Genomic DNA, 26486 nt, shown 5'->3' with positions numbered 1-26486 from the left:
AGATAATTATTAATGTTTTATATTAATATCAATTACATAAAATGTAAGTATTGATTAATATCAAGAAAGATCATTCTGTTGTAAATCGGCTACACATAGCGATAAATTTGTGATGACAGTAGAAAATTCGAGTAGTTGATACTACGAATTAATTTTTACCGTTATGCCAAGTGCTTCAATTCTTTTGGCATAAGCTGCTAACCAGGATTCATCCACTGTTGATAGCTGTGCCGCTTCAGGTTGTAGCGACGGGCGTGCTATGCCATATAATAAAACGCCTTGGAGCGGAATTTCATTATTAATTAGTTGTTGCAGAAAATTTAAATAAGCGACTATTTCTTCTTCTGCAGGGGGCATGGCGTTGATTTGAAAAACGCAGGTTTGCAGCCAGGTGGGGCACAAAGCAGTGGCTATCCGTAAGTGATCATTAATTTTTCTTAGGCTGATTGATGTATTGTTGATATAGAGTCTCTCTTTTGCCAATGCGCGATCGAATTTGAACCAGACTTCGCCATTCAACTCAGCCATCTGTTTTAGCCCTGCTTGTACAGTAGGTCGATAAATTAAGCTGCCATTGGTGATTAATACGGTTTTTAAATCTCCCGGTAATGCGAAGTCTTTTTTGACACGGCCGATCAATTCAATAACTTGATCAAATTCTTTTGCACTGGTGGGTTCACCATTACCAGATAAGGCGATGTCGTGAATGTTTCTGACTTCCGGAGGTACTTGTTTGTGCATGAAATCACCATGGATCAAATCACGCAAGAATGATCGCAATTCAATTTCCAATTTATTCAGATCAATGCGCGGTGCAGAACCGCGTTTAAGTTCCGGCACCTGGCAATACACACAACGCCAGTTGCAGGCATTATTAGGATTCAGGTTAATTCCGATCGAGACACCGCCAGCACGCCGCGATATGACCGGATAAACATAAGTGAGCCCGGCACTGTCGCGGCTGTGGTTAGTCGTATTCAATAAGTTAGGCTCTAGTTGCAATGTTACAATCTCATTTATTTATTTAACGTAAGCAAAATTGTACGTATGTTAATCACACGCAGGCTGGAATTTGACGCGGGGCACCGCATTTCAACGCATAACAGCCAGTGTCGGCATTTGCACGGGCACCGCTATTGTATTGAAATTACCTTGTCGGGTAACATTATCGCTGACGAAGGCGTAACACAGCAAGGCATGGTCATGGATTTTTCCGAAGTGAAGCAAATTGCAAAGACCGTTTTAGTGGATCACTGGGATCATGCATTTCTGGTTTATTCCGGGGATAAGCAAGTTTTGCATTTTTTGCAATCAATTGAAGATCATAAAACGGTTGTGCTGGATGTTCAGCCTACTGCGGAGAATCTGGCTCTTATTGCGTTTAATATTTTGGATGGTGCTTATCAGGATAGCTATGGCAACCATCTGCAATTAGAGCAAGTGCGTTTGTTTGAAACACCCAATTGTTGGGCCGATGCAGTGCGCAGCATACGGTAACTTTTAAATTTTTTTATTATTATGTTTATAGATTCACATTGTCATCTGGACTTTCCCGATCTTGCTAAAGACCTTGATCAACTATTAGCTAATATGCAGAGGAATCAGGTCACGCATGCGTTATGTGTCAGCGTCAATTTGCCTGATTTTCCACGGGTACGCGCATTGGCAGAAACACATCACAATTTGTTTGCTTCAGTGGGCGTGCACCCTGATTATGAAGATCAGATTGAACCACAAGCGCATGAATTGGCAAGGTTGGCCAATCATCCCAAAGTCATTGCCATCGGTGAAACCGGTTTAGATTATTTTCGCTTGCAAGGAAATTTGGAGTGGCAGCGTGAGCGCTTTCGCCAACATATCCGTGCCGCATTGGAAGCAAATAAACCATTGATCATTCATACGCGTTCTGCGGCTGCAGATACTTTACGCATTATGCGGGAGGAAGGAGCTAGCCAAGTGGGTGGCGTGATGCACTGTTTTACCGAAAGCTGGGAAGTCGCCGAGCAAGCGATTGCGATGAATTTTTACATTTCATTTTCAGGTATCGTGACATTTAAAAACGCAGTTGCATTAAAAGAAGTTGCCAAGCGCATCCAGTTAGATAGAATGCTGATTGAAACCGATTCGCCTTATCTTGCTCCGGTGCCATTTCGTGGCAAACAAAATCAGCCTGCGTTTGTGCGGCATGTGGCGGAAGAAATCGCGCGTCTACGCACAGTGGAGTTAGGTGATATTGCTGTCGCAACAACCAATAATTTTTTTAACTTATTTAAAATTCCCCGAAATGACTTATCTACTTAGATCACATAGCCTGGTTTTAGTCGCAGTCGTATTTTTGAGTTGGTCGCTGACGGTTTCTGCCGGGGTTCAGAAAGATTTAATCTGGGCCATTGAAAAAGGCAATTTATTCGAAGTCTCGAGATTGCTTAACAAAGGCGCTAATCCCGATATCCCTGATATCGAAGGCTACACGCCATTGATGATTGCCGCAAAAAACAAAAATCTGAAGCTTGCGGAAATCTTAATTGAGGCAGGCGCTAAATTGGATATTCGAAATGGTCATGGCGAAACAGCGATCATGCTGGCTAGCTATCACGGTCAAACCGAAATGGTAAAACAGCTCTATATCAAGGGGGCAAAAATTAATCACAGCGGGTGGAATCCATTAATTTATGCCGCATCCGGCGGGCATCCAGAGATTATTCGTTTGTTACTGAGTGGCGGTGCTGATATTAATTCGACCACGGATAATGGAACAACTGCTTTGATGATGGCAGTGAGAGACGATCATTTGAATGCGGTTTCCTTGCTATTGGAAAATGGTGCAGATTTAACGATTAAAAATGAGCATGGCGACAATGCCATGTCTTGGGCTGAAAAACAAAATCATCAGAGTATCGTGAAATTCCTTAAAAACTATGGTGAATCCAAGTAAATCGGCTATGCAAATTGCATCCTGGTAAAAATTTACGATGCTATCCTTACAGGGAAAAGTTGCTATTGTCACGGGTTCTGCACGAGGGATAGGTGCACAAATTGCGCTTACACTAGCTCAGGCAGGCGCAAAAGTCGTCATCAATTATGTAGAAAACAAGATTGCTGCAGACAAAGTCTGTGCAGCCATTGTCAATGCAGGCGGCGAGTGCACGGTGGTGCAAGCCGATGTCAGTGATTCGATCGCGGTGCAAAAACTTTTCACTGTAACTGCCGAACAGTTTGGTCAAATCGATATTCTTATAAATAATGCCGGAATCCTGTTGTTTAAGGAAATTTCCGAAATCCGCGACGATGAATTTGAGCGCATCGTCGATATCAATTTTAAGAGTGTTTTTTATACTTTGCGTGAGGCGACTGCAAAGCTGGCGGATTATGGGCGCGTTGTGACTATATCCAGTACCGTGACGCGCATGATGCTGCCTAAATACGGCGCATACGCCGCGACCAAAGCCGCTGTGGAGCAGTTGACGCGTATTTTTGCACGCGAGGTGGGAAAGCGTGGTATCACCGCCAATATTGTTTCACCGGGTCCTGTCGATACGGAGTTATTTCGCACCGGGAAAACCGCAGCAGATATAGAACGCATGTCCGAAATGGCAGCATTAGGGCGAATCGGTGCAACGGATGATATTGCCCAAGTGGTATCGTTTCTAGTTAGCGATGAAGCACGCTGGGTTACTGGACAAAATATTGCTGTCAATGGCGGAATTATTTAACAGATAGGATCGGAGAATCAAATGCGTATCGGCGTGCCTAAGGAAATTAAAATTCATGAATCCCGTGTAGGGCTGACGCCGACAGCGGTACGCGAACTGGTTGCCCATGGCCATCAGGTTATGGTGCAAAAGAACGCCGGACTACAAATTGATTTGGACGATGACACGTATCAGAGTGCAGGTGCGGTGATTATGGAGACACCGCAGGAGATCTATGCCAAAGCTGACTTAATCGTCAAGGTCAAGGAGCCGCAACCTGCTGAGGTTTCGTTGCTGCGCCAAGGGCAGGTATTATTTACCTACCTGCATCTGGCGCCCGATCCAGTACAAACCCAAGGATTGATGAATTCTGGTTGTATCGCCATTGCTTACGAAACCGTCACCGATAGCTTCGGCGGCTTGCCGCTGTTGGCGCCCATGAGTGAAGTGGCTGGACGTATGGCGATCCAGGCGGGAGCCCATGCGCTGGAGCTGGATCAGGGGGGGCGAGGCATGCTGCTCGGAGGGGTGTCCGGCGTGCCTGCTGCGCGTGTCGTAGTCATAGGAGGTGGTGTGGTGGGTACCAATGCTGCACGTATTGCCATGGGTGTGGAGGCGCATGTTACGGTGCTGGATAAATCGATTCATCGTTTGCAGCAACTGGATTTTCAGTATGGTTCCAGAATCAATACTGTCTTTTCAACCGTGGATGCACTGGAAGAGCATGTTTCAAGTGCCGATCTGGTGATCGGTGCAGTGTTGCTCCCGGGAGGAGCGGCGCCCAAACTGGTGACGCGCGCAATGGTTAAGCGCATGAATCGTGGTGCTGTGTTGGTTGACGTCGCGATTGATCAAGGTGGTTGTTTTGAAACTTCCAAACCCACTACACTGGCCAATCCTATTTTTACAGTCGATGGTGTGGTGCATTACTGTGTTTCCAACATGCCGGGAGCGGTTGCAAGGACTTCCACTTTTGCATTGAATAATGCGACATTACCGTTTGTGCTGGCGCTTGCCAATAAAGGGTATCGCAAGGCACTGATGGATGATTCGCATTTGCGCAATGGTCTGAATGTTTGCCAGGGCCGATTGACGCATGAAGCAGTGGCGCGCGATCTAAGGTTGGATTACACGCCTGCAATGGATGTACTGAATTAAGACTCACCATTTATCCGGCTACTGAGCATCCAATTCATAGCTCAGTTTATATTTCACAGGTTGTTGGAAAAACTGTTTGTATTGCCGCTGCGGTGTTAAAAACAGGCTAAAAATGCTCATTTATTAGGCATAAACTGTACTTCTTCACTTGTTTTTTGCCTTGCATCTGCTGCTTCAAAAACATTTTTCAACGGTTTGTTAAGACCGTCACGTAACCGGGATTCCCAGCATGTGAGGATATTATAGGTATTGTAAACAAGCAATAAATTAGGATTTCTTCGATCAATTCAAGATATGAGGTTTTTGATGTGGATGTTTCGTCCATGGATGTATTTCGTAAGTTTGTTTTTTTTACTGTCTGCTTGTCAAAATAACGACATTACACTGCTCAACAACACGCCTGCGCCGGTTAAAGTTGCTTTGCCTGCGCCTGCCGAAAATCCAGTCTCTTATACTAAAGAAATCCGACCGATACTTGAGACCAAGTGCTTGACATGCCACAGTTGTTACGATGCGCCGTGCCAACTTAATTTAGAAGGATCGAAGGGATTGTTGCGGGGCGCTTTTCGCGAATCAATCTATGGCGGGGCACGCACTGAAGCAATGCAACCCACTCGGCTGGGTATCGATGAACAGACAATTTCCGGTTGGCGAGAACGCGGCTTTTATTCGGTTCTGCAAGCCGAGAATAAACAGTCGGATGCGTTGATAGCAGGCATGATTTCGTTAGCAAAGCAGTATCCATTTCCACCCAACAGCAAATTGCCGGATTCTCTTGAGCTGGGCATTGGTCGCAAGAGCCAGTGTGTCTCGAGTGAGCAATTTGCAGATTATGCGCACGATTACCCGTTGAGTGGCATGCCATTTGCGGTAACCGGTCTTAGCGACCAAGAATATTCTCTTTTGGCCGGATGGGTCAAGCAAGGCGCGGTGATTCCAGATGAGTTTATTACACTTACTAATGGCGAGATTCAGGCAATTGAGGAATGGGAATTGTTTTTTAATCAGCATGGTAAACGCAACAAACTTGTGGCGCGCTGGTTGTTTGAACATCTATTTGTGGCATCCCTGTATTTTTCCGAGCTGGACGGAGAGCCGCGTTTCTTTGAGTTATTGCGCTCATCGACTCCATCCGGTGAGGACATCGAACCCATAGCCACAGTCAATCCGAATGACGATCCCATGGGGCCTTTTTTTTACCGTCTGCGTCCGATTGCGGGTAGCATCGTGCACAAACGGCGTATTCCTTATTCACTTGATCAGGCGAAACGGCAGCGCATTGATGCGCTTTTTTTTAGTAAACCCTGGTCAATGGGTGATTTGCCAGGCTACAGCTATACAGAACGCGCCAATCCGTTTGTGACTTTCGCTGATATTCCGGCTTATGCTCGTTATCAGTTCATGCTGGATAATGCGGAATATTTCGTGCGTACTTTCATCCATGGTCCGGTTTGCCGTGGCCAGATTGCTACCGATGTGATACGCGATCATTTCTGGACATTGTTTCAGGACCCGGAATCCGATCTTTTTGTAACCGATGCTTCCTATCAGCGTAAAGTCATTCCTTTATTGGGAATGCCCGGACAAAACGATGATCTCCTCGCAATGGGGGAAAACTGGCTGCATTATCTTAAGCGACATAACGATTATCTGGCATTGCGGCAGGATCAGTATGTGTCACAGCAACGGCAAGGTGCTTCGCTCGCGCATATCTGGGATGGCGATGGTAAAAATCAGAATGCGCTATTGACCATTTTCCGCCACCATAATAGCGCCTCGGTAGTCGAAGGACTTGTCGGTGATATTCCGCAGACGCTTTGGTTAATTGATTATCCATTGCTTGAGCGAACTTACTATGAACTTGTGGTTAATTTCGATGTATTCGGTAATGTTGCACATCAGCTATTGACTCGGCTTTATTTCGATCTGATACGCAATGGTTCGGAACATAACTTCATGCGCTTGATGCCTGCCGGTCAACGTGAAACCATTTTGCATGATTGGTATCAGGATTTGGGCAGGTTGAAATTCGGAATTGTTTACGAAAAAATAGACGATGAGTCGCCGTCAGCAGAAATTTTTACCACAGGAAATCCAAAGCAAGAGTTGGCTACTAGAATTCTAAGGCGTTTTCAATCGGTTAATGCCATGTCATTCGATCCGCTGAATCGTTGTCAAAGCACAAAGTGCAGTCGACCGAATGAGCCGCAGTGGGTACAAAATGCGGATGCCGCTTTATCCACTATTGCAGCACGGCCTGCAGCTGACTTGAGTGGTATCAAGCAGTTGCCGGATGTGACATTTATACGTGTCAAAAATGAGAAAAATGAGCGCACTGTATATACGTTGCTGCGAGACCGTGCACATAGCAATGTTGCATTCATGCTGGGTGAGAAGTTCAGATATCAGCCTGAGAAAGACCAACTGACAATATATCCGGGTATTATTGGCAGCTATCCTAATTTCATTTTTGATGTGCCTGCGGCTAAAATCGAGGAATTTGCGTCATTGCTGGGTAATGCTGAGAAGATGGAACATTTTGAGCATATCGTAGAAACGTGGGGTGTGCGGCGAACACATCCGCAATTCTGGGAAATTCTGCATGACTTTACTGCCTGGCAGAGCGAGAGGCAACCTCTGATAGCGGGTATATTTGACATTAACCGCTATGAAAATTTCTGACATGGCGATGATTGGATTCGATCAATCGCTATGTGCGGTAGCCCGTATTTTATGAAGCCTTCAGTGTGAGGCGAGCAAAGTTAGAAATAGCGGATGAAGTAATTTGTTGCTGCATATTTTGGTTTGGTATTAATCACTCATCACTCTGAGGTTTTTCATTGCTATGCAACCCACTGTTATTATCAATCAACATCGAAATACGGCATTAATCGTTGCTACAAGCGGGAAGAAATTGCTTGTGATTAAGTTAGGTAAGGGCAAATTGGCGGTGACTTCACTTACTTCAACAGATATTAAAGATCAAGGTTATGTGGTGAGTAATTATTCACCCAAGTTAGCAGCGCAATCCTATTTGCAACATGGTGCGGGCGTGGGTGAAAGGGCCAGAAAATATCTGGAAAGCATTGCTCACAGGGAATTCTCAGATAAGTTGATTTTTACCTAGTTCTAGATTCTGGCTTGAAAGTGTCCGGATCTGAACGATTTCCGGAAAAATTTATAGCAGGCTGATCAACACTTCGAAATACAAGAAGTCGGTATTGCCCGAGCGATGGTCAACGCAAGGGTGTATGTTGCCACTTGTGCAGGATGGACTGGCTGCGATACGGTTTTTCACATAATTTTCTGCGGTGAAATGCGTGTAACCGAGAACAGCGGTGATTTTGGGTGTCACTTGGTAACGTACGCGTCCTTCCAGTGAATGGCCGGCAAAATCTCCGCTTTGCCCAGTTCGGTCACGATTGAACCCAGGGTCTTGGACGGTATTGCTGATGTTGCCATCCAGAATGTCGAACATGCGATCGCGCTTGCTGGCTAAAAAATACCATCCATATGTGAGTTCAAATCCTATTTTTTGCATCGGTTGAAGATCAAATCGAATTTTGGGAGCCTTAAGGTTTTCATAAACAACATAGTGATCGGCTGACCAAGGTCGCGCAAATCCAAAGAAACGGTCGAAACGATTGTCCACTCCGTCATTAGGGTCACGATCGCCGCTGGCGTAGCCGTAGAAGCCCGTCAGACGAGGTTTCCATGGATGTTCATAAGTCCGTCCTACTTCGACAGTATACCCTTGTGCATCTTGTCGCAGTGGGCCGCTATATCCGAACTGGTGGTTATAGCTCACATCAAAATCGAATAGATTGCCCACCTTGCCGTATGCACGAAACCCTGGCATATGGATTTCCCGATCTAACCGGTTGGTGGCGGTAAAGCCATTTGGGTTAGCCGTTTGTTTCTGGCCCATATAATACGGTTGTATGGTGATGATGTCAGACCATTTGCGCCAGTGACCGATAGCGCCAAAAAACCATAAGTGATCATTGGCTACATCAAATTTTGTTTGCAGGCGCCTAACGGGTTGCAGGCCAAATAAATCAAGCTCCCAGTCATTGACATCGCGTCCCAGATTTAAGCGAAAGCCTTCAAATGTATTGGTGGTATTGCGCCATTCATTGCGCGCAATAAAACGCCGATCGGTTGTTTCATAGGCCATCCGGCCCACGCGAAAACGAATCGGTCGGTCCTGATTCCGATCATCGACCCCAAGCCCCTTTTTGAAATACAACTCGCCATAGGCGTTGAGCAGATCATACTCATTTCTTTCCTGATCCGTGATGGCATGTTTATTGTTAACGACCCGAGAATCCTGAAACTCTACCGCAAATCGAAACGGATCTAAGATATCTCGAATGCCTATCCATGCCCGATGACGCAGAAATATCGGATTGTCTTCTCCTCCTTCGATACGCCGAAGGTCATTATTGCGCCATTCATAACGTGTGCGGTGCTCTAAGCCGACATCGAGCCAGGTTAAATCATTAAAAGCCGGGATGCCGATATCGCTTAAGCGGCGTACATAGCGTGGTGGGTCCGATTCCGGATTGGTCGCATAACTATCGGATCGTCGATGATAACTGGTGAGTTGCTTACCGACATCCAGCTTTGTTTCTGGCACGATAGCTGGCAATGACTTTGAGTGATCGATCAATTCACCAGCAACCGTCTTTAAATCCACAGCACTTGCCTGAACAATTCGCACAACACTTGATTTGTTTGCAGTCGATGATGGATTGTTTGAAGCCGCCTGAATGGGTTCGATAAATGTACTCAATGCCACAATGTGTAAGAAAAACCAAATAAACTTCACTTTATTCTCCTGCATGAATTGCTCTGTAATACGGTACGATCATTAAAGTTTCTATTTCTTAAGGTAAATGATGCTCAGTTGACCATCTGAACTGCATAATTTGAGCTACATTGGACAGCTTTAAAATTGATAGAGGCGAAAGATAGCAATTTTTTGATATAAAGAGAAATAGTATTTTCTAATTTTTTTATAATAAAAATATATATGTAAAGTTTATATTATGTTAGTTATTTTTCCGATTTGGATAGCGGCATTTTATAGTGATAATTAACCAGCGAGACAATATAAAAATCATGATTCTATTAGTAATAAATGAGTTGGTACTAAAGAGAAGATTGTTGCTGGCCATGCAATGGCTTATTTGGATAGTGACGATTTCTGGGTGCTCTGTTTTTATGGCGGCTAAACAACCGGAAAAAAAAGACATTGATCTATTAAAGGAAGGCGTGACAAGAACCCAATTGATCTCGGAGTTTGGTGCGCCGGTGATCAGTGAATATAAAGACGGCAAACGGATTGAGATTTTTAAGTTTGTACAGGGGTATAGTACCGGCACTAAAGCGGGTAGAGCGTTTCTGCATGGCGCTGCCAATGTTGCAACGCTGGGCCTTTGGGAGCTTGTTGGTACGCCAACCGAAATCACCTTTAGTGGTGACGATATGGCATTTCATGTTCAGTACGACGAAAATGACGTTGTGGATGAAGTGCTCATTATCAAAAAATAAAAAACAATGACTGCAAAGCGTGTATTTTGGAAATTACAAAATAACCTCCGGCATTAGCCGGAGGTGAAGGGAGGGAACTACGAGATAAATCAAGCAAGACGCTTATAGCAGCATACTGAGCAATTCAGTAATCAAACTCAATCTACATATCCATATTAGTTTCCTCTGTCTGCAAAATCAATGTGACAAATTGTCGCATCCCTCTAAAATTCAAGAAAAAGCATGATTTAGGCTGATCTTTCGAGAACGGTAATTGCCAGGTGCGACAATTTGTCGCATTGAAATTCATCGCCAAGGATTAGATAATCAATTAAGCGTTTAGAAAATGCGAATGCATTTAGCTGGCAGTAAGCACGGTGTTGAAACTGCGATTTCAAGATTCTAGAGGCTTAGGATGAGAATTGCACTCAGTTGCAAAAATAGAATATCAGAGGTATTTGAATTAACTAAAAAGGAAGTGAAATGGCAAGTCATAACAAAATTAAATTTATATCAGGTTCAGTAATTGCTGCCGCAATTTCAGTCATCGGTCACAATGTAGTCGCTCACACTGTGCTTGAAGTTCCATCCATCGTTGAAGGTGTCAGAGTTTCGAATAACGTTGTTGTCGGTCATGGCTGTGGGGAAATTAATGTCATAGGCACCAGCGTGGTTTTTCCTGATGGCGTTGATTCAACCATCACGGTTGATGGCCAGCCGCACACCGGTGATCTGACTGAGTTCATACAGAACTGGGGAAATCTGAATACGAAAATATATAGTAAGGCAGTTTTTACCTTTCAAGGTGAGAAGCAGGATGCCAATGGAAATGTTTCGGGTTTCTGGGCCGGCGGTGGTGATTCTTTGCCGCATGAAATGGCTGGTTTTATTCCATTTAGAACCAGTGCAGCAATTATCGAGCCAGCCTCTTGCGCAGCCAGTGTGAAATTTCATATCAATATCGTCGATATTTGTCAAATTACACCAGTTTCCGGATTTAGCGCTGAAACGGTTAATTTGTGGACAGTCGCCGGATTGGGTACGCCTTATGATCGCCCAGAAGATGGCGCAGCATCATTGACCATTACGCGTAGCGAAGCCAATCCTTTGCCGGAATCTTGTGGAGGAACAGGTCAGGTTGTTGAAGTAAAGCCTTCAGCAGCGCAAGTTAGCCGCGATATGCCGATTATTTTTAATGGCGCTCAGGTCTGGCCGCAATAATTCAAGCTTTATTTACGCTTGAAAAGAAAATGATCGCAGGCGTATAAAGAACGCCTGTGATCGGCTCATCAAATGTGCTAGAAGATATGATGTATTGGGTAGTATAAGTTATTAATGAGGTGCGATCATGCTGCAACTATTTTCACAAAAAACAGCAACAACTATTTTTACTTTGGCTGTACTTTGCTTTGCTTCTGTGAGTCATGCGCATGATGCCGGGGCTACTATGGATCCTGAAGGCAATATCGCAAGTTTTACCGGGTATGCGCAAGTTACCTGCTTTAATGATGGAAATGGACCTGTGAACCGTTTGGTTGCCAGTGTTCAAGATACTTCGCAGCCACAAGCAAACTTATTAGTGAATTTGCAAATTATCAAGGGAGCCAGTGCAATCAGTACGACTGATCCCATTTCTGGCGATGGCGCCTTTAGTCCCGAAGTCAGTGTAGCTGGTGGAGAGGGTGTATATCTCTTGCTGGTGAACAAAACGGGTCCGGGCCCACGTTCGTTTATTGTGTCATATCATTGTATGACAGCCGATAATGCTCATACGGGTACGGATATTAGGGTGAATCAATTTCAGTAATGCCCCTTATTTTTTGCGTCATAGCGTTATTGGATCATCAAGGTGTTTGCTATGAAAAAAATTAAATTCTTTTATTTTGCTATTGCGTTGTTAATCATGTTTGCAAATCCGTCTTTTGCGGAGCATCTGGATCAAGCATCAGCTTCGTGTCGTTTGACCACGTTGGAAGGAGATCCGACTTATGATTTGCAAGAATTAAAAGGTAAAGTGGTCTACATGGATTTCTGGGCCTCATGGTGTCCGCCGTGTATAAAGTCTTTCCCTTTTTTGAATCAGTTGGATCAGGACTTGAAGGATAAAGGTTTGCATGTGGTTGGTATCAACCTGGATGAGAAAGTGGCCGATGCACAAGAATTTCTTGCGAAAAATCCAGTGGATTTTTCGATTGTGGCCGACCCCAGCAAACAATGCGCCAAAGTATTTGAGTTAATGGCGATGCCAACATCCTATTTGATTGATCGCAGTGGTAATGTTCGCCACATTCATCAGGGATTTCGCTCGGGTGAATCAGAAGAATTGCGTGCTTTGATTACGCAACTGTTGCAGGAGTAAAACTAAGTGTCGAGATTTGCAGTATCTACGACTCCGATGATTAATCGAAATAATCACGTTATAATTGTGAACTATTTTATACTGGCAGTGTTATGTATTGTTTTGACGGGTTGCGTGAGCGTGGCGCCCTGGGAACGCGGTAATCTGGCAAAAACACAAATGGAAGTCGATCCTTATCCTCTGCAAAGCGAGATACAGTCCCACAACTATAGTAGTCGGGAGGCAGCGCCCAGTCATAAATCTTCTTCTGGTGGTGGGGGGTGTGGCTGTTATTAAAGCCAGATCCTTCCCGGAATGGCTATTGAGGTAAACACAATTTGCACCGAAACAGTAAGCCTCAACGTCAACGTGGGAGTCGGCCATGCTCCAACACGAAATTAGCGCCCTCAGAAAAATCAAGGAATGCACTCCAAGCATTGACTTCCGCAGCCTTGGTTTTACCCGGTTTATTAATGACGCCGGGGTCTGCCGCAGGACAAGATCGCGTCAATTTCCAGTATAGCCGCTACCAGGAAGGCGAGCGCAATCTATTTGGTGCTCCCAACAATTTAAAACCCATTTCAGCAGATGTTTTGCATGGCAGCGGGGTCTTCTCGCTCAACGATCGTACCAAATTCACGTTTGGATATACCCAGGATACCTGGTCCGGTGCAACACCGGTCACTATTACGCCGTTGGCTACCACTGGCGGTAATCGCGTGCGAACTGCGTTTGGAGAAGTGGTCGGCGCTTCTCCAATTCTCAACAGCAAAGTACTTTTAGACCAGGATTTAAATCCAATCGGACGCGATCCCATTACAAAACAATTAAATGGCGATGTTGATACCCGATCGGTATTAGTCATGTCATCTGCTTCTCCGGAAACACGCCGCCAGGCGAATTTTGGTTTGAGTCATGAATGGAATGAAGCAGCGATCAATGTCGGGGGAGGATTTTCCCGGGAAAGGGATTATCAATCGAGCTTTGGCTCTATAGGCGGCCGGCTGGATTTCAATCAGAAACTGACCAGCGTTAAATGGGGTGGGGGTTATACATCCAGTAAAATCGGCGCGATTCTCGATCATGATTCATCGCCCTATATCACCAAAACGGCATATGAACCCCAGATTGTAAGACGGGGTGGTTCGGAGATTTTGCGAGGGGAGCGGCAGGATTGGGTCTCGAATATTGGATTAACGCAAGTTCTGAACAAAAATGCATTGATCGACGCCAATATTGGTTATACGCATAGCTCTGGTTTCCTGGAAAATCCTTATAAGGCAACCTCGGTCATTTTCATTGATCCGGGTCAATTAAATAATAGCTTAATTGAGGGTGATGTACGCGCATTGCTCGAACAGCGCCCGAATATTCGCAATCAAGTCGCTTTAAATGCCAAATACATTCACTATATCAGTCCGTTCAATGCGGCGATGCATTTGGGCTACCGGTTATCGGTCGACGATTGGGGCGTGAATACGCATACGTTCGATGCGAGCTGGGTACAACCGATTGGCAGTGGGTGGACCTTAACACCTCGAATTCGCTATTACTCGCAGGATTCTGCCAGCTTCTATCGACCCTATTTGTTTTCTCAACAGGCGTTCAGCAAGCAGGAAATCGATAGTTTGGGACGGAAGGTCTGGATTGATACTAATAATCCAACGAAACAGTATTTCGGCGACTCATTATTTGATCTGGTGGATCAGAATGGCAATTCAGTGGATGGGTTTGCAGTAGGCGCTCGGGAGAAAACAATATCTTATGATGCTGGAAAACTGCCTGATAATTTCTCCAGTGATCATCGCCTGGCGGGGTTTGGCGCACTCAGCGGTGGTGTGGTATTGAGTAAAATACTCGGCAAAGGCGTCGCGCTGGAAGCCGGTTTTGAATACTATACCCGCGCCAGCTCGATGCAGATCGGCAGTGGCGGGAATAACAGTTTTTCCGATTTTGATTACTATGTGGCGAATGCGGCGATAAAGTTTGATATTGATTCGACGACTTCCCTGCCGATGGGGGGGGCTGGCGGTTCTTCCACATCGCACGCGCATGCTTCGCAGCATCATCATGCCTTGCCTCCCGCAGGGGTCATGTTTGGCCACATGCTCGACAAACCTGGGGATTTCATGGCCGGATATCGATTTATGTATCAGTGGACCGGTGGTTCTATGATGCATGGTACGCATAAGGTGAGTGATCAAATGATAGTTGATCAGGGTTGCAGCAGCGAACCTTGCCGGTTTACGCCGACATTCATGGATATGCGCATGCACATGGTTGATCTCATGTATGCTCCGACTCGTTGGCTCAATGTCATGTTGATGCCGACATTCATGGATATGGATATGGATTTGCGCAGATTGAGCGGAGCTCCACCCCCTACACCAGGCGTGCATGAACATACGGGTGTGTCCGGACATGAAACCGGTGCCGTTGGCGATACTTATTTTTCTTCGCTAATCAAATTGCTGGATATTCCAGGCCACCGTGTGCACGCGAATCTTGGTTTCAGTGCGCCGACTGGAAAGGTGGATATCAAACTGCGCCGCATTGCTCAGATTGACGGCGGATTGATCCACTTTGGCATGCAGTTGGGTAGTGGCACCTGGGATTTTACCCCGAGCCTGACTTATGCGGGTGAACATAGTCGTTGGTCGTGGGGTACGCAATTGAGCGGTATCAAGCGTTTAGAAGCACAAAATAAATCTGGCTACCGCCTGGGCGACCAGTTTCAGGCGACAACCTGGGGCGGCTACGATTTGACGCAATGGCTGACTGCCACAGTGCGTGGTGCGTACACATGGCAAGATGCGATACATCGGGATTTTAATCAATTTAACGCGCGCATCGGCCCGATGGATTTTCCATCCAATTATGGCGGGCAATTTTTTGATATGGGGTTTGGTGTCAATGCGCAGATTCCTCGCGGGCGTTTTGCCGGAAACCGATTCGGAGTCGAATGGTTGCAACCGGTCAGGAACGATTTCAACGGATACCAGCTTAATCGGCAGGGTATGCTGTCGGCGACCTGGAGTTATCAGTTTTAAACGAGTTGAGTCATTCAAATAATAATTCATTGGGCGTGTGATTTGTGATGACGCAATTGAAGTACTATCACTATGATTTTAGCGCAATGGGATCGCCTTGCTCGATTCAGCTTTATGCCAGTTATGAAAAAAAGAGTAAGCGCGTTGCCAAATTGATCATGGACGATGTACATCGTCTGGAAGCAAAATATTCCCGTTATCGAACAGACAGTTTTTTATCCGATATAAACCGCGTCGCGGCGCAAGGCGGTCACATTCGTGTGGATGATGAAACTGCCGGATTGCTCGATTATGCTGACACGTGTTATCAGCAAAGCGATGGCTTGTTTGATATCACTTCCGGAATTCTGCGTCGCGCCTGGAATTTCAAATCTGAAAATATACCTGATGCAAAAATTATTCAAATCCTTCTGAATAAAATAGGTTGGCATAGAATTAGCTGGCAGCGCCCAGTTCTGCGATTCACTGCTGCGGACATGGAAATTGATTTTGGCGGTGTAGTCAAGGAATACGCTGTCGATCGCGCTGCTGCGCTATGCTGGGATGCCGATATTCATCATGGACTGATCAATCTGGGGGGCGATATCAGAGTCATCGGCCCGCACCAAGATGGCAGCCCTTGGCGTGTAGCTATCCGCCATCCACGTAATCCGGAAGGTGTATTGCAAACACTGTTATTGCATTCCGGAGCATTGGCCAGTAGCGGGGATTATGAGCGGTGCATCACACTGAACGGTACCCGGTATGGCCACGTGCTTAACCCCAAAACTGGTTGGCCGGTACATTTTATGGCGGCGGTCAGTGTGCTGGGTGAATTCTGTGTGGTTGCCGGCAGTGCTTCGACAATTGGCATGCTGAAAGGAGAAGACGGAGCTGAGTGGCTAAATACGCTGGGCTTGCCGCACTTGTGGGTTAATGTGCATGGGGAATCCGGCGGATCATTGATGGAGTGAACCGAGCTATATTATTTAGGCCTGTTTATTTTCTGAAAAATGATTAAACTGCTAGGAGTCTGTCGGACTTAAGCAATCGTAGCGAGCCGAGTGGGGAAAGCAAGTGCAGATTTTTTTAATTTTGAAGCGCATAGCGAGACTATGCAATGAAAAATTGAGGAAATATGAACCGCTGTCCCATTGGCGCAGTAGATTGACCTTAAATCCGACAGATTCCTAGGGTTTGATTAAAGTCATCAATGAGTCATTTTATGAAAATAAGGCATTCTAATTTAGTCAGACTGATCAGCGTTGTTACGCTGGTTTTTTCTGTATCTACAGTCACAGCGCAACCGGAAGAATGCGCTAATTTGACAGCACCCGTTACGGTTATTGAATCTAATGGTTTGGTATGTTTGCAGAAAATCATCGTGACCGATTCATTGGGAGATCAGTTATATAAAGCGTCGTTACAGTGGTTGGGGGCAGATAATCCGAACCGATTTTCATTGTTGGGCGCAGAGTTGGATGATGCTTTCGATGTGCATAGCCCAAAGTTTTCTTTTCTCAATGGCGTGCTGACCTTGCCTAAAGTTGATGTTCCGATGCTTTATGGAACCGAGCGCTATACGGTTAGTTTAACCTGGGTGACAGATGGCGATGATGCGACCGTCGATGCGGTCTCAGTATTTGAACTGAATACGGTCGCGCTTTATAACAATCCCGATTATGTGCCCAATGTCACTTGGAAACCTTACGGCATGTTGTTTCCTGAAGAGCGGCGCGCGGTTGACTTGCTGGTGAGGTCTATTCCCTATGCGCAACTCGCGAATGCAATCTATGATTTTGATAACGTTGAGGTAGGTTCCTGGGAACTGATTAGATCCACTGGAACAAACTCAGGAATGGATGCAGGCGTTTATAGAAACCGTGAAACCGAAGAATTAGCCCTGGTATTCCGCGGTACTGAAACTTGCGATTTCCCTTGTTCATTTAAGGAACTGGAAGATACTGCACGGGATGCCATAGCGGATGCGGCCATCGGCACGGGTACGGTCAGCGACCAATTTAAAGATGCCTTTAGATTTGCTCAGGATGTACTCATCCAACATCCCGATGAAAAAATTACAGTGGCAGGGCATTCTTTAGGGGGTGGATTAGCACAAGCGATTGGCGCTGTTCTGGGATTGGAAACATTTGCATTTAATTCTTCGCCCGTTCCGGATCATTTTTTTGATACTTATACTGTTTCACTTACCAACGAGCAGCTGCGAGAATTAATTTATGTGATTTCCGATGTTCATGACCCGGTTTCTAATACCGATAAAACTGGAAAAATATATTTAGATTCTCATCATGTAACCCCACTGATTCAATTTAATTTTGATTCGCTGGAAATTTTACCTGGTCGTAATGTCGATTTGGAAGATTTGAGATTTGGCCGACATAGTATTGCCAGACTTACTGATAATGCAACTAATCTTATGACTATATATCAAGGCGGGTGGTAATCGGGTATTACGTTCACGCGTTGAAATTACATCGCTCAGTAACGGGTTGTTTTCTGTGGATATGATAACAACCTAATGATCTTACTAAAATTTCAATAGAAAAATTAATTATGAATTAGTTGTATAGTTGCAATTTATTTCTTGATTTCGTGTCTGATAGGGATATCGTGAATCAACATGAGAATGCAACATGACTACTATTCGCTCTCCCGCAGTCGCCAGTTTGTTTTACCCTGCAGATGCACAGCAGTTAAGGTTGGATGTGCAATCTTTGCTTGCGAAAGCGAACGGGCATGATTTCAAGCCAAAAGCGTTAATCGTTCCGCACGCCGGATATCAGTATTCAGGTGCTATCGCGGCAACGGCTTATGCTACTTTACGTGCGGTTGCCGCAAATATTCAGCGTGTTGTATTGTTAGGGCCTGCGCATCGGGTTGCTATACATGGCCTGGCTTTGCCAGGCGTGGATGTTTTTACTACACCGCTGGGCAGCGTAGAAGTGGATACGCATTGGGTCAATTTAATCGCTCATTTGCCGCAAGTGAGCGTCAGCAAAGCTGCGCATGCACTGGAACATTCCCTTGAAGTACAACTCCCGTTCTTACAAAGTATACTCGATGGGTTTACCTTACTGCCATTGGCGGTGGGTATGGCTTCAGCCGTAGAAGTTGCCGAAGTATTAGATTATCTGTGGGGTGGTGAAGAAACGTTGATCGTGATCAGCTCTGACTTGTCACATTACTTACCTTACGCAACTGCACAGCATATCGACTATCAAACGGTGCAATCAATATTGCAATTGCAGCAACCGATTGCACCAGATCATGCCTGTGGAAGCGTAGCTATCAATGGTTTTATTATTTCTGCACAGAAACACCAATTGATGCCGCATTTGTTGGATTTGAGGAATTCCGGAGACACTGCGGGAGCGCGTGATCAGGTCGTCGGTTACGCAGCTATTGCATTTGACCAAGCGAGGTATGCTCATGTCGCTTGATAACAATCAACAAGGGAAGATTTTGCTGCAAATTGCACGTGCAGCTATTGCTCGCGCTTTGCATGTTCCCTGCACAGCGGTAGCAGTGGAGGAAAATATGTCTTGGCTTTGCAAGCCGGGAGCAACATTTGTCACTTTAACCCAATGTAGTGAATTACGAGGTTGTATCGGTTCTCTGCAAGCGTGTGATCCATTGCTTGAAGATGTCAGCAATAATGCCGTTCTGGCTGCGTTGCACGATCCTCGTTTTTTGCCACTGGTGGAGGATGAGCTTGATACGGTAGCAGTCGAAGTTTCGTTGCTATCGCAATTGCAACCGCTGGGTTTTACCAGTGAAGCCGATGTACTGGCACAATTGCGTCCGAATATTGACGGCATTGTGTTCGATTGCGGATCTCATCGTAGTACGTTTCTGCCCCAGGTATGGGAGAGCTTGCCTCAACCCCAACAATTTCTCGCCAAGTTAAAATTGAAAGCTCGTTTATCTGAAGATTTTTGGTCTGAAGAGATCCAGTTATCTCGATATACCGTCAGCAAATGGCGGGAAATAGAGGGTTCCAAGGAGTGCGCTCATGGATGAACCAATTAGCGCCACGCAACAACATTCAGCCAAATATTGGCATTTGCTTGACGATGGCCGGATCCAGTGTGATTTATGTCCGCGTGATTGCAAGCTGCATGATGGGCAACGTGGCGCATGCTTTGTTCGTGGGCGCGCTGGTACTGCCATGGTGTTGACGACGTATGGGCGTTCATCCGGTTTTTGCGTTGATCCCATTGAGAAAAAACCGTTAAATCAATTTTATCCGGGCAGCAGCATTTTATCTTTTGGTACGGCAGGTTGTAATCTCGCTTGCAAGTTTTGCCAGAACTGGGATATTTCCAAATCACGCAGCTTTGATAAATTGCTCGACCAGGCCAGTCCGGAAGCTATTGCACGCTGTGCGCAGCAATATGGTTGCAAGAGTGTTGCATTTACATACAACGATCCGGTGATTTTTGCCGAATATGCGATGGATGTGGCAGATGCTTGCCACGCTATGGACCTCAAAACAGTTGCAGTGACTGCAGGGTATATTCATGCGCAACCGCGCCGGGATTTCTTTGCCAAAATGGATGCTGCCAATGTTGATCTTAAGGCATTTACCGAAGAATTCTATGTCAAGCAAACCGGATCACATCTGCAACCGGTGTTAGACACACTAAAATACCTGCGGCATGAAACCGATGTATGGCTTGAGTTGACGACCTTACTGATTCCTGGTTTAAATGATTCAAATCAGGAAATCAACGCGATGAGTGAGTGGATCTTTAAAGAACTGGGGGCCGATGTGCCGCTGCATTTTAGTGCGTTTCATCCGGATTACAAATTGAACGACATACCGCAAACACCGACTGAAACCGTAATCAGAGCACGCAATATTGCGCTGAATACCGGTTTAAATCATGTGTATACCGGCAATGTGCATTATACCGAGGGCGATACCACTTTTTGCCCATCCTGTGATAGTGAATTAATCATGCGTGATTGGTATGAAATTAAGAAATATCATTTAACCCCGGAAGGGCGTTGCACAAGTTGCAGTGCTAAAATTGCAGGTCATTATGGCCAATCTGTCGGTCAATTCGGTAGGCAGCGTATTCCGGTCAGAATTGGGGCAACAGTATGACTACGTTAATTGCCAGTCGCTCCGAACGATTTTCAGGCAAACAAGAACAACCGTTGCACCACATTATTTGATGCATCACACGCTGGCAGTTCACTGCGACTAGCGTTAAGGTAACTATCGCTAATCGCCTGAGATTCTTTGTTTGACTTATTTAGGCAGATTCCTTAATCATCGATGCAGGTCGTTTTTGGAGATCTTTTGGGAGCCCCTCGTATATTCCTAACGTAGCACATATCTTCTGGAATTCGCTACGGATACTAGCTGGCGATCTTTTTAAGTAAGCCGCAAGAATCCGGGTATCGGTTGTTTCGAGAATGAGACTTGCTTCCAGTAATTGATGCAGAGAAGGCGTCAACAGTTTATTGCTATCCAATGCCTCAATGAGACGCGCCGCATGCATTTTTGCACGCCTTAGCTGGGCTGCTTCATAAAATGGATAGTTATTTTTGCGTAGATTAACCTGATGATTAATATCAAGTTCAATTGCAGTTGGGAGTTGTTTCATCTGGGTTACTCCTTGTATAAGGTGATAATATCCAGGATAGCAAAGATATATGACAGGAATATAACAGGACATAATCTTGCTTTATGCAATTACAATATATCTTAGGTGCAATGAAACTACAATGTGGCAAATTGTCGCTCCTCATCTCGGTACGTTTGGCTGGGAATTTGAGGAGGTTTGTTGGAATCATGCCAGACAGCCCGGTTGATTGAGATCCCTAATTCACTAGGGACGATGCCGAACTTCTTTTTTCTGCTCGTATTTGACTAGCTTGGCAAGATCAAGCATTGATTCGGACAACCATTGTAGGGCGTCATCCAGCGTTAGAATGCCAATCAATTCGCCGGCATCATCGACTACTGGCAGACGCCGGATGGTTTTGCGGCGCATTAATTCGATCGCTTCATGTGCTTCGGTGTTTTCTTTTACGGTAAATATATCCGGCGCCATAATATCGCCCACTGTGATTACTGTTTCGTCCAATTCTGTTGCCATAACTTCGACAATCAAATCACGATCCGTGACTATTCCTATTGGTACTGCGCGGCCATTGGGTTTGTCGATGACGATGACGGCACCCACATGAAACTGACGCATCAGTTTGGCAGCTTCTTGAACGGTTTCATCCTGTTGAATTACAATTACTTCGCGATTACAAATTTCGCCGATAGTCATTTGATGCTCCTTTCTAGTTATCTGAATAAGACAGCTGTATGAATCAATTAATGCGACTCATTAACGTGTATAAAATTCTCTACTTGGTTAAATGGATACTTGAATTTTTCATTTTCCTCAAAATGATGAATCACATTTATAATTTCATTATGGTGTGTGTTTTGTGTATTCATGATCAATTTCCTTAGAGACAACGGATTTAATTTGGGCCTAACGCTGTCAATTCACTCTATTAGGAATAAGAGTTTTTAATAATGGACCACTACTTAGTATATCTTGATCGCTTTGATGATTTTGTCAAGCGCTTCAGTAGTGCTTGTTATCAATCCTAAGTTATTGCCATATTCGGATTTTGTAGCTTTCTATTTTTACAGAATAAGTTTCTTATCCAGCTTATTAATTAAATTTTTAACTGCTCTGAATTGTTGGAAGAATCGAGAACGGTCATTGAGACAGGTAAGCTATAGTAATTTTGTCGATTGGCTGATATTAATTCATGTTTTTTTAAGCTAGGGAGCAATTCATGATTTTCTCTGATCGCATTGCTGCGGCCAATAAAATGGCTGAGGCGCTTTCTGATTACCGTGGTCAACATCCGCTGGTGATGGCTATTCCTAGAGGCGCGGTGCCGATGGCTAGGGTAATTTCGCAACAATTGGGTGGTGAGTTGGATGTGGTGCTGGCACGGAAATTGCGCGCCCGAGGTAACCCTGAGTATGCAATTGGTTCTATCGATGAAAACGGCTGGGTGTACTTGACAGAGTTTGTCGAACGAATGGGTGTAGATGAAAGTTATATCAAACAGGAAATTGCGGATCAATTGAAAATTATTCGGCAACGGCGTGCGCAATATACTCCAAACCGAGCGCCGATTGATGTTGCAGAACGCATCGTGATTGTTATCGATGATGGATTAGCCACAGGATCAACGATGATTGCTGCACTGCATGCGTTGCGTCAGAAGAAGCCGGCAGAATTGATTTGTGCAGTGCCTGTGGCACCACAAGGGGTTGTGGAAAGTTTATATGGAAAAGCGGATCGTATTGTATGTTTGTCATCTCCATCGGATTTCTATGCGGTTGGTCAGTATTATTTGATTTTCCCGCAAGTGAGCGATGAAGAAGTGATCGCTTGTCTTGCCAACTCAACTAAGTCAGAAATTAATTAACTGTAATCCGCCAAGATTACATTTGCGTGAATTCGCCGAAGTGAACCATAATCGCGAATATTAATCGAATCGTTCATTCACTTTGGTTTTACTTACTCATGACGATTGACCTATGTATTTCGACAAAATCTATAGACTACAAACAGGCGTAAGTTTTAAAATTTCAACGCTTGCTTTACAAGAATTGATTGCCAGCGCCATCAATGGACAAAAATTTTCTGAGCTGGAAAGCATACGCAGCACGACAGATCTGCATGATTACTTGTCGGTCATTGTTTGCGATGGAGCTGAAGGTTTAATTATTAGACGACAGCGTTGGTTAGATCAGAAAATTAAATCTGCCTTAACTGAGGGGTATCCAGTCTCATTTCATAGTTTCTGCGATCTTTTCTGGCGTAATCTTGATGAAGATGATCCGGATGGAGATGAATGGCACCAGTTAATGGCGAGCGATCAATTCTATTTGCAATTAACTATTCTGCTCAATAAGTTGCGCATAGTGGAACGGAGTCTGCTGCAGCGCAAGGAAATGATTCCAGATTTGTTTCTGGGGTCAACCTGAGAACTGATGGAGGTATTAATGATTAGAGAATTCAAGATCACAGTGCAAAATGTATTAATTTCTTACGAAGATTATTAGTTTAAAGTATTTTTCCATCGATATTCTCAAGATGGATGTTCTTTGTGTCCATGATATGATGAATTCCATTGATCGTTCGGTATTCAGAAATCCGAAGCAAAAAATACGGTGACTCGATGACCCGGGTATTTCGGAAGAATTGGGGCTGAAGGCTTACTTGGTTCTATCATGGTTGTATACAGTATTGTGCTCGAGTTTTTCTTCTGTTATCAGGCCACAAATAACTGACAAATTGCTCAGTTAACTAGTGCAGTAAAAAACACCATATTTTTAACTCATTATCATTTTTATCGTGTAGTCAAAATTCCTACATTGCGATAAGAAGATTACCTAGCTTCGTTTAAGCCTAACTTCCATTTACTTCCATTGCGTCATAATTGAAAATGTCACCTCACGAATGCGTGTTTTCGATTAAATATTATTTATTTAAGGGGTGATTAAATGCAAACAGATCAAATGTTGGATGAGATCCGGGATATCAACTTAAGTTATCTATTGCTTGCAAAGCAAATGCTGCATGATGATAGGGTATCTGCCATGTATCGGTTGGGCATTAATCAGGATTTGGCGGATATTCTGGATAAGTTAACTTCTGCACAATTAATTAAAATGGCCGCGTCAAATATGCTGCTTTGTCGTTTCCGTTTTGACGATCGTTTGATTGCCGAAATGTTATCCAACGATAATCGTGAGCAATCTGTTGCTAAGTCACATGCAGCTATTTTGATGGCTGGAAAACCTGCTGAAGTTGTAGCGTAGAAGTAAATATATAAAGAGGGCAACATCATGCGCAATCGAAGCATTATCACCGAGGCTAAGCAAATTCAACTGGCGACTGAATTGATTCAATTAGGGGCTCGATTACAAGTGTTGGAAATGAACACTGACCTGAGTCGTGAAAGATTAGTGAAGTTATATAAAGAAATTAGAGGGGTATCGCCTCCCAAAGGCATGCTGCCTTATTCGGAAGATTGGTTTATAAGCTGGCAGCCAAATATGCACTCTTCACTGTTTATAAACATATACCATTATGTGACAGAAAATACAGGCGTTAAAGGTATTAATGCATTAATTAAAAGTTATAGGCTTTATGATGAGCATGTTAAAGTCAATCAGTTAGAAAAAGTATTAAGCTTAACGCGTGCGTGGACTTTAGCGCGTTTTGTCGAAAGTGGCGTGTTGTGCATAGCGCCTTGTGTGAAATGCCACGGTAAGTATGTAGTGCACACACTGGAAATTCACTCCAATCACGTCTGTGGATTGTGCAATGTACCCTCACGAGCTGGAAAAACTAAAAAAGCAGCAATGATGGCCGCGCTTCATTAATAAAAAAATATAAATCTGCTGGATCTGATGGTCTTATTTCAGCAGACTTCTCATCCGACTTAATGCCTGCCTTAGATTTTCCATTGAGGTGGCAAATGATAGTCGCATATAACCTTCACATCCAAATGCGGAGCCTGGAACTACAGCGACTCCGGCTTTTTCCAGAAGATATTCGCTGAATACGATATCATTGGGTGCGCTTATAAGATTTTTTTTATATAACGTATCGATTGACTGGTTAGCATCTGCGAATGCATAGAATGCGCCTTGCGAAAGTAAACACCGTACTCCATTGATTTGATTCAATTGTTCAGTCATAAAGACGTTGCGTTCTTTGAACGCTGCTACCATTGGATTGATACACGATTGGTCGCCATTGAGTGCTGCTTCTGCAGCTGCCTGTGAAATAGAGCTTGGATTCGATGTGCTTTGTGACTGAATATTTTCCATGGCTGAAATGATGTGTGCAGGTCCACCGCAATAACCGATTCGCCACCCTGTCATTGAGTAAGCCTTGGAAACGCCATTGAGAACCATGGTTTGGGGCAATAAATCAGGACAGGCATTGGCGATATTGCCAAATCGTTCTCCAGTAAGCAGGATGTGTTCGTACATGTCATCGGTGGCAATGAGAATCTTGGGATGTTTGCGTAAAACTTCACTCAGTGCTTTGAGTTCATCAAAAGTATAGACAGCTCCAGTCGGATTGCTGGGGCTGTTGACGACAAACATTTTAGTTTTGGGTGTAATGACCGCCTCTAGTTGCTGTGGGGATATCTTGAAATTCTGTTCAATGCCGGTATCGATAAACACAGGCTTACCTTCAGCAATAAGCACAATGTCAGGATAAGAAACCCAGTAGGGTGCCGGGATAATCACTTCATCCCCCGGATTGATTACAGATAATGCCAAGTTAAAGAAACTCTGCTTACCTCCACAGGAAACTAAAATTTGTTTGGGGTCAAAATCAAAATTATTCTCACGTTTAAACTTTGCCACAATAGCGTTTTTTAAACTTGGTGTTCCGCCGACGGGGGTATATTTTGTTTGGCCTTTGTTGATCGCAGCTATCGCAGCATCCTTGATATGTTGAGGAGTATCAAAGTCAGGTTCGCCTGCACCCAATCCTATAATATCTTTACCTTCAGATTTGAGTTTGGCGGCACGTGCAGTAACAGCAAGGGTGGGAGATGGTTTGATAGCTTGAACGCGACTAGAGAGTTCCACAAAAAATCCTCGCACTAAAATAAATAGAACGGCATGTTAGAATGGTATAAAAGCATAATTGT

The 26486-nt window shown here is 44.6% G+C and carries 27 protein-coding genes; 22 read left to right on the top strand and 5 right to left on the bottom strand.

The genetic code is table 11. The annotated features are described in order from the left end of the window. Nucleotides 1-141: 141 nt before the first annotated feature. The gene (locus K2Q13_RS02865; RefSeq protein ID WP_292919152.1) at nucleotides 142-981 is read right to left on the bottom strand and encodes a radical SAM protein; all 840 of its coding nucleotides are present in this window, start codon (nucleotides 979-981) and stop codon (nucleotides 142-144) included. Nucleotides 982-1047: 66 nt separating this feature from the next. On the opposite strand from K2Q13_RS02865, the gene queD reads away from it, so the two are divergent. The 7 genes from queD to K2Q13_RS02830 all read left to right on the top strand — a co-directional run bounded on the left by queD (nucleotide 1048) and on the right by K2Q13_RS02830 (nucleotide 7977). Beyond that, entirely contained in the window at nucleotides 1048-1497 is a 450-nt protein-coding gene (gene queD, locus K2Q13_RS02860) for a 6-carboxytetrahydropterin synthase QueD (protein ID WP_292919151.1), read from the top strand. A 21-nt stretch (nucleotides 1498-1518) separates the two neighbouring features. After that, nucleotides 1519-2301 (top strand): TatD family hydrolase, encoded by a 783-nt coding sequence (locus K2Q13_RS02855; RefSeq protein ID WP_292919150.1) that lies wholly within the window; start codon nucleotides 1519-1521, stop codon nucleotides 2299-2301. Beyond that, nucleotides 2285-2935 (top strand): ankyrin repeat domain-containing protein, encoded by a 651-nt coding sequence (locus tag K2Q13_RS02850; protein WP_292919149.1) that lies wholly within the window; start codon nucleotides 2285-2287, stop codon nucleotides 2933-2935. The genes K2Q13_RS02855 and K2Q13_RS02850 overlap by 17 nt, the downstream gene beginning before the upstream one ends. Nucleotides 2936-2972: 37 nt before the next feature. Further along, nucleotides 2973-3713: an SDR family oxidoreductase gene (locus K2Q13_RS02845; protein ID WP_292919148.1), complete on the top strand. Its 741-nt coding sequence runs from the start codon at nucleotides 2973-2975 to the stop codon at nucleotides 3711-3713. 21 nt (nucleotides 3714-3734) lie between these two features. Next, nucleotides 3735-4850, top strand: a complete 1116-nt coding sequence (gene ald / locus K2Q13_RS02840; protein WP_292919147.1) for an alanine dehydrogenase — start codon at nucleotides 3735-3737, stop codon at nucleotides 4848-4850. A 306-nt stretch (nucleotides 4851-5156) separates the two neighbouring features. Further along, entirely contained in the window at nucleotides 5157-7532 is a 2376-nt protein-coding gene (locus tag K2Q13_RS02835) for a fatty acid cis/trans isomerase (protein ID WP_292919146.1), read from the top strand. Nucleotides 7533-7695: 163 nt separating this feature from the next. Beyond that, nucleotides 7696-7977 (top strand): hypothetical protein, encoded by a 282-nt coding sequence (locus tag K2Q13_RS02830; RefSeq protein ID WP_292919145.1) that lies wholly within the window; start codon nucleotides 7696-7698, stop codon nucleotides 7975-7977. A 51-nt stretch (nucleotides 7978-8028) separates the two neighbouring features. Here K2Q13_RS02830 and K2Q13_RS02825 read toward each other — a convergent pair whose 3' ends face one another. Further along, on the bottom strand, nucleotides 8029-9681 hold the full coding sequence (locus tag K2Q13_RS02825; RefSeq protein WP_292919144.1) for an alginate export family protein: 1653 nt from the start codon (nucleotides 9679-9681) through the stop codon (nucleotides 8029-8031). A 293-nt stretch (nucleotides 9682-9974) separates the two neighbouring features. Between K2Q13_RS02825 and K2Q13_RS02820 the strand changes: the two genes are divergently transcribed. The 11 genes from K2Q13_RS02820 to amrS all read left to right on the top strand — a co-directional run bounded on the left by K2Q13_RS02820 (nucleotide 9975) and on the right by amrS (nucleotide 20883). Then, the gene (locus K2Q13_RS02820; protein WP_292919143.1) at nucleotides 9975-10406 is read left to right on the top strand and encodes a hypothetical protein; all 432 of its coding nucleotides are present in this window, start codon (nucleotides 9975-9977) and stop codon (nucleotides 10404-10406) included. Between the two features lie 462 nt (nucleotides 10407-10868). Further along, nucleotides 10869-11606, top strand: a complete 738-nt coding sequence (locus K2Q13_RS02815; RefSeq protein WP_292919142.1) for a hypothetical protein — start codon at nucleotides 10869-10871, stop codon at nucleotides 11604-11606. A 127-nt stretch (nucleotides 11607-11733) separates the two neighbouring features. Continuing rightward, on the top strand, nucleotides 11734-12192 hold the full coding sequence (locus K2Q13_RS02810; protein ID WP_292919141.1) for a hypothetical protein: 459 nt from the start codon (nucleotides 11734-11736) through the stop codon (nucleotides 12190-12192). Nucleotides 12193-12243: 51 nt separating this feature from the next. Then, nucleotides 12244-12744, top strand: coding sequence for a TlpA disulfide reductase family protein (locus tag K2Q13_RS02805; protein WP_292919140.1), 501 nt, complete (start codon nucleotides 12244-12246; stop codon nucleotides 12742-12744). A 6-nt stretch (nucleotides 12745-12750) separates the two neighbouring features. Then, on the top strand, nucleotides 12751-13020 hold the full coding sequence (locus tag K2Q13_RS02800) for a DUF4266 domain-containing protein (RefSeq protein ID WP_292919139.1): 270 nt from the start codon (nucleotides 12751-12753) through the stop codon (nucleotides 13018-13020). A gap of 140 nt (nucleotides 13021-13160) precedes the next feature. Beyond that, nucleotides 13161-15773: a DUF3570 domain-containing protein gene (locus tag K2Q13_RS02795; RefSeq protein ID WP_292919138.1), complete on the top strand. Its 2613-nt coding sequence runs from the start codon at nucleotides 13161-13163 to the stop codon at nucleotides 15771-15773. A gap of 47 nt (nucleotides 15774-15820) precedes the next feature. Then, a complete protein-coding gene (locus K2Q13_RS02790; RefSeq protein ID WP_292919137.1) occupies nucleotides 15821-16726 on the top strand; it encodes an FAD:protein FMN transferase in 906 nt (301 codons plus the stop codon). A gap of 251 nt (nucleotides 16727-16977) precedes the next feature. Further along, complete coding sequence (locus tag K2Q13_RS02785) at nucleotides 16978-18216, top strand: lipase (protein ID WP_292919136.1); 1239 nt, start codon at nucleotides 16978-16980, stop codon at nucleotides 18214-18216. 190 nt (nucleotides 18217-18406) lie between these two features. Beyond that, the gene (amrB, locus tag K2Q13_RS02780) at nucleotides 18407-19213 is read left to right on the top strand and encodes an AmmeMemoRadiSam system protein B (RefSeq protein WP_292919135.1); all 807 of its coding nucleotides are present in this window, start codon (nucleotides 18407-18409) and stop codon (nucleotides 19211-19213) included. Beyond that, entirely contained in the window at nucleotides 19203-19793 is a 591-nt protein-coding gene (gene amrA, locus K2Q13_RS02775) for an AmmeMemoRadiSam system protein A (RefSeq protein WP_292919134.1), read from the top strand. Before amrB ends, amrA begins: the two co-directional genes overlap by 11 nt. Continuing rightward, on the top strand, nucleotides 19786-20883 hold the full coding sequence (gene amrS / locus K2Q13_RS02770) for an AmmeMemoRadiSam system radical SAM enzyme (protein WP_292919133.1): 1098 nt from the start codon (nucleotides 19786-19788) through the stop codon (nucleotides 20881-20883). Before amrA ends, amrS begins: the two co-directional genes overlap by 8 nt. A 151-nt stretch (nucleotides 20884-21034) precedes the next feature. Here amrS and K2Q13_RS02765 read toward each other — a convergent pair whose 3' ends face one another. Then, nucleotides 21035-21388: a hypothetical protein gene (locus tag K2Q13_RS02765; protein ID WP_292919132.1), complete on the bottom strand. Its 354-nt coding sequence runs from the start codon at nucleotides 21386-21388 to the stop codon at nucleotides 21035-21037. A 225-nt stretch (nucleotides 21389-21613) separates the two neighbouring features. After that, nucleotides 21614-22063, bottom strand: a complete 450-nt coding sequence (locus K2Q13_RS02760) for a CBS domain-containing protein (protein WP_292919131.1) — start codon at nucleotides 22061-22063, stop codon at nucleotides 21614-21616. A 523-nt stretch (nucleotides 22064-22586) separates the two neighbouring features. Here K2Q13_RS02760 and K2Q13_RS02755 point away from each other — a divergent pair. From K2Q13_RS02755 to flhC, 4 genes are all read left to right on the top strand, one after another. Beyond that, entirely contained in the window at nucleotides 22587-23231 is a 645-nt protein-coding gene (locus K2Q13_RS02755) for a phosphoribosyltransferase family protein (RefSeq protein ID WP_292919130.1), read from the top strand. A 112-nt stretch (nucleotides 23232-23343) separates the two neighbouring features. Next, entirely contained in the window at nucleotides 23344-23793 is a 450-nt protein-coding gene (locus K2Q13_RS02750) for a hypothetical protein (RefSeq protein WP_292919129.1), read from the top strand. Nucleotides 23794-24312: 519 nt separating this feature from the next. Then, nucleotides 24313-24630, top strand: coding sequence for a flagellar transcriptional regulator FlhD (gene flhD / locus K2Q13_RS02745; RefSeq protein ID WP_292919128.1), 318 nt, complete (start codon nucleotides 24313-24315; stop codon nucleotides 24628-24630). Nucleotides 24631-24657: 27 nt separating this feature from the next. Further along, on the top strand, nucleotides 24658-25197 hold the full coding sequence (flhC, locus tag K2Q13_RS02740) for a flagellar transcriptional regulator FlhC (protein WP_292919127.1): 540 nt from the start codon (nucleotides 24658-24660) through the stop codon (nucleotides 25195-25197). 33 nt (nucleotides 25198-25230) lie between these two features. On the opposite strand, the gene K2Q13_RS02735 is transcribed toward flhC, so the two are convergent. Further along, nucleotides 25231-26424 (bottom strand): pyridoxal phosphate-dependent aminotransferase, encoded by a 1194-nt coding sequence (locus tag K2Q13_RS02735; protein WP_292919126.1) that lies wholly within the window; start codon nucleotides 26422-26424, stop codon nucleotides 25231-25233. Nucleotides 26425-26486 lie beyond the last annotated feature (62 nt).

This window comes from Nitrosomonas sp., assembly GCF_019752095.1.
Lineage (GTDB): Bacteria > Pseudomonadota > Gammaproteobacteria > Burkholderiales > Nitrosomonadaceae > Nitrosomonas.
Note: the sequence above shows the minus strand (reverse complement) of the source record. Positions and strands in the feature narration are given on the sequence as shown.

What these genes read in the sequence shown, in the direction of transcription:
- queD (WP_292919151.1), top strand. Translation starts at nt 1,048, where the DNA reads ATGTTAATCACACGCAGGCTGGAATTTGACGCGGGGCACCGCATTTCA.
- K2Q13_RS02855 (WP_292919150.1), top strand. Translation starts at nt 1,519, where the DNA reads ATGTTTATAGATTCACATTGTCATCTGGACTTTCCCGATCTTGCTAAA.
- K2Q13_RS02850 (WP_292919149.1), top strand. Translation starts at nt 2,285, where the DNA reads ATGACTTATCTACTTAGATCACATAGCCTGGTTTTAGTCGCAGTCGTA.
- K2Q13_RS02845 (WP_292919148.1), top strand. Translation starts at nt 2,973, where the DNA reads ATGCTATCCTTACAGGGAAAAGTTGCTATTGTCACGGGTTCTGCACGA.
- ald (WP_292919147.1), top strand. Translation starts at nt 3,735, where the DNA reads ATGCGTATCGGCGTGCCTAAGGAAATTAAAATTCATGAATCCCGTGTA.
- K2Q13_RS02835 (WP_292919146.1), top strand. Translation starts at nt 5,157, where the DNA reads ATGTGGATGTTTCGTCCATGGATGTATTTCGTAAGTTTGTTTTTTTTA.
- K2Q13_RS02830 (WP_292919145.1), top strand. Translation starts at nt 7,696, where the DNA reads ATGCAACCCACTGTTATTATCAATCAACATCGAAATACGGCATTAATC.
- K2Q13_RS02820 (WP_292919143.1), top strand. Translation starts at nt 9,975, where the DNA reads ATGATTCTATTAGTAATAAATGAGTTGGTACTAAAGAGAAGATTGTTG.
- K2Q13_RS02815 (WP_292919142.1), top strand. Translation starts at nt 10,869, where the DNA reads ATGGCAAGTCATAACAAAATTAAATTTATATCAGGTTCAGTAATTGCT.
- K2Q13_RS02810 (WP_292919141.1), top strand. Translation starts at nt 11,734, where the DNA reads ATGCTGCAACTATTTTCACAAAAAACAGCAACAACTATTTTTACTTTG.
- K2Q13_RS02805 (WP_292919140.1), top strand. Translation starts at nt 12,244, where the DNA reads ATGAAAAAAATTAAATTCTTTTATTTTGCTATTGCGTTGTTAATCATG.
- K2Q13_RS02790 (WP_292919137.1), top strand. Translation starts at nt 15,821, where the DNA reads ATGACGCAATTGAAGTACTATCACTATGATTTTAGCGCAATGGGATCG.
- K2Q13_RS02785 (WP_292919136.1), top strand. Translation starts at nt 16,978, where the DNA reads ATGAAAATAAGGCATTCTAATTTAGTCAGACTGATCAGCGTTGTTACG.
- amrB (WP_292919135.1), top strand. Translation starts at nt 18,407, where the DNA reads ATGACTACTATTCGCTCTCCCGCAGTCGCCAGTTTGTTTTACCCTGCA.
- amrA (WP_292919134.1), top strand. Translation starts at nt 19,203, where the DNA reads ATGTCGCTTGATAACAATCAACAAGGGAAGATTTTGCTGCAAATTGCA.
- amrS (WP_292919133.1), top strand. Translation starts at nt 19,786, where the DNA reads ATGGATGAACCAATTAGCGCCACGCAACAACATTCAGCCAAATATTGG.
- K2Q13_RS02765 (WP_292919132.1), bottom strand. Translation starts at nt 21,388, where the DNA reads ATGAAACAACTCCCAACTGCAATTGAACTTGATATTAATCATCAGGTT.
- K2Q13_RS02760 (WP_292919131.1), bottom strand. Translation starts at nt 22,063, where the DNA reads ATGACTATCGGCGAAATTTGTAATCGCGAAGTAATTGTAATTCAACAG.
- K2Q13_RS02755 (WP_292919130.1), top strand. Translation starts at nt 22,587, where the DNA reads ATGATTTTCTCTGATCGCATTGCTGCGGCCAATAAAATGGCTGAGGCG.
- K2Q13_RS02750 (WP_292919129.1), top strand. Translation starts at nt 23,344, where the DNA reads ATGTATTTCGACAAAATCTATAGACTACAAACAGGCGTAAGTTTTAAA.
- flhD (WP_292919128.1), top strand. Translation starts at nt 24,313, where the DNA reads ATGCAAACAGATCAAATGTTGGATGAGATCCGGGATATCAACTTAAGT.
- flhC (WP_292919127.1), top strand. Translation starts at nt 24,658, where the DNA reads ATGCGCAATCGAAGCATTATCACCGAGGCTAAGCAAATTCAACTGGCG.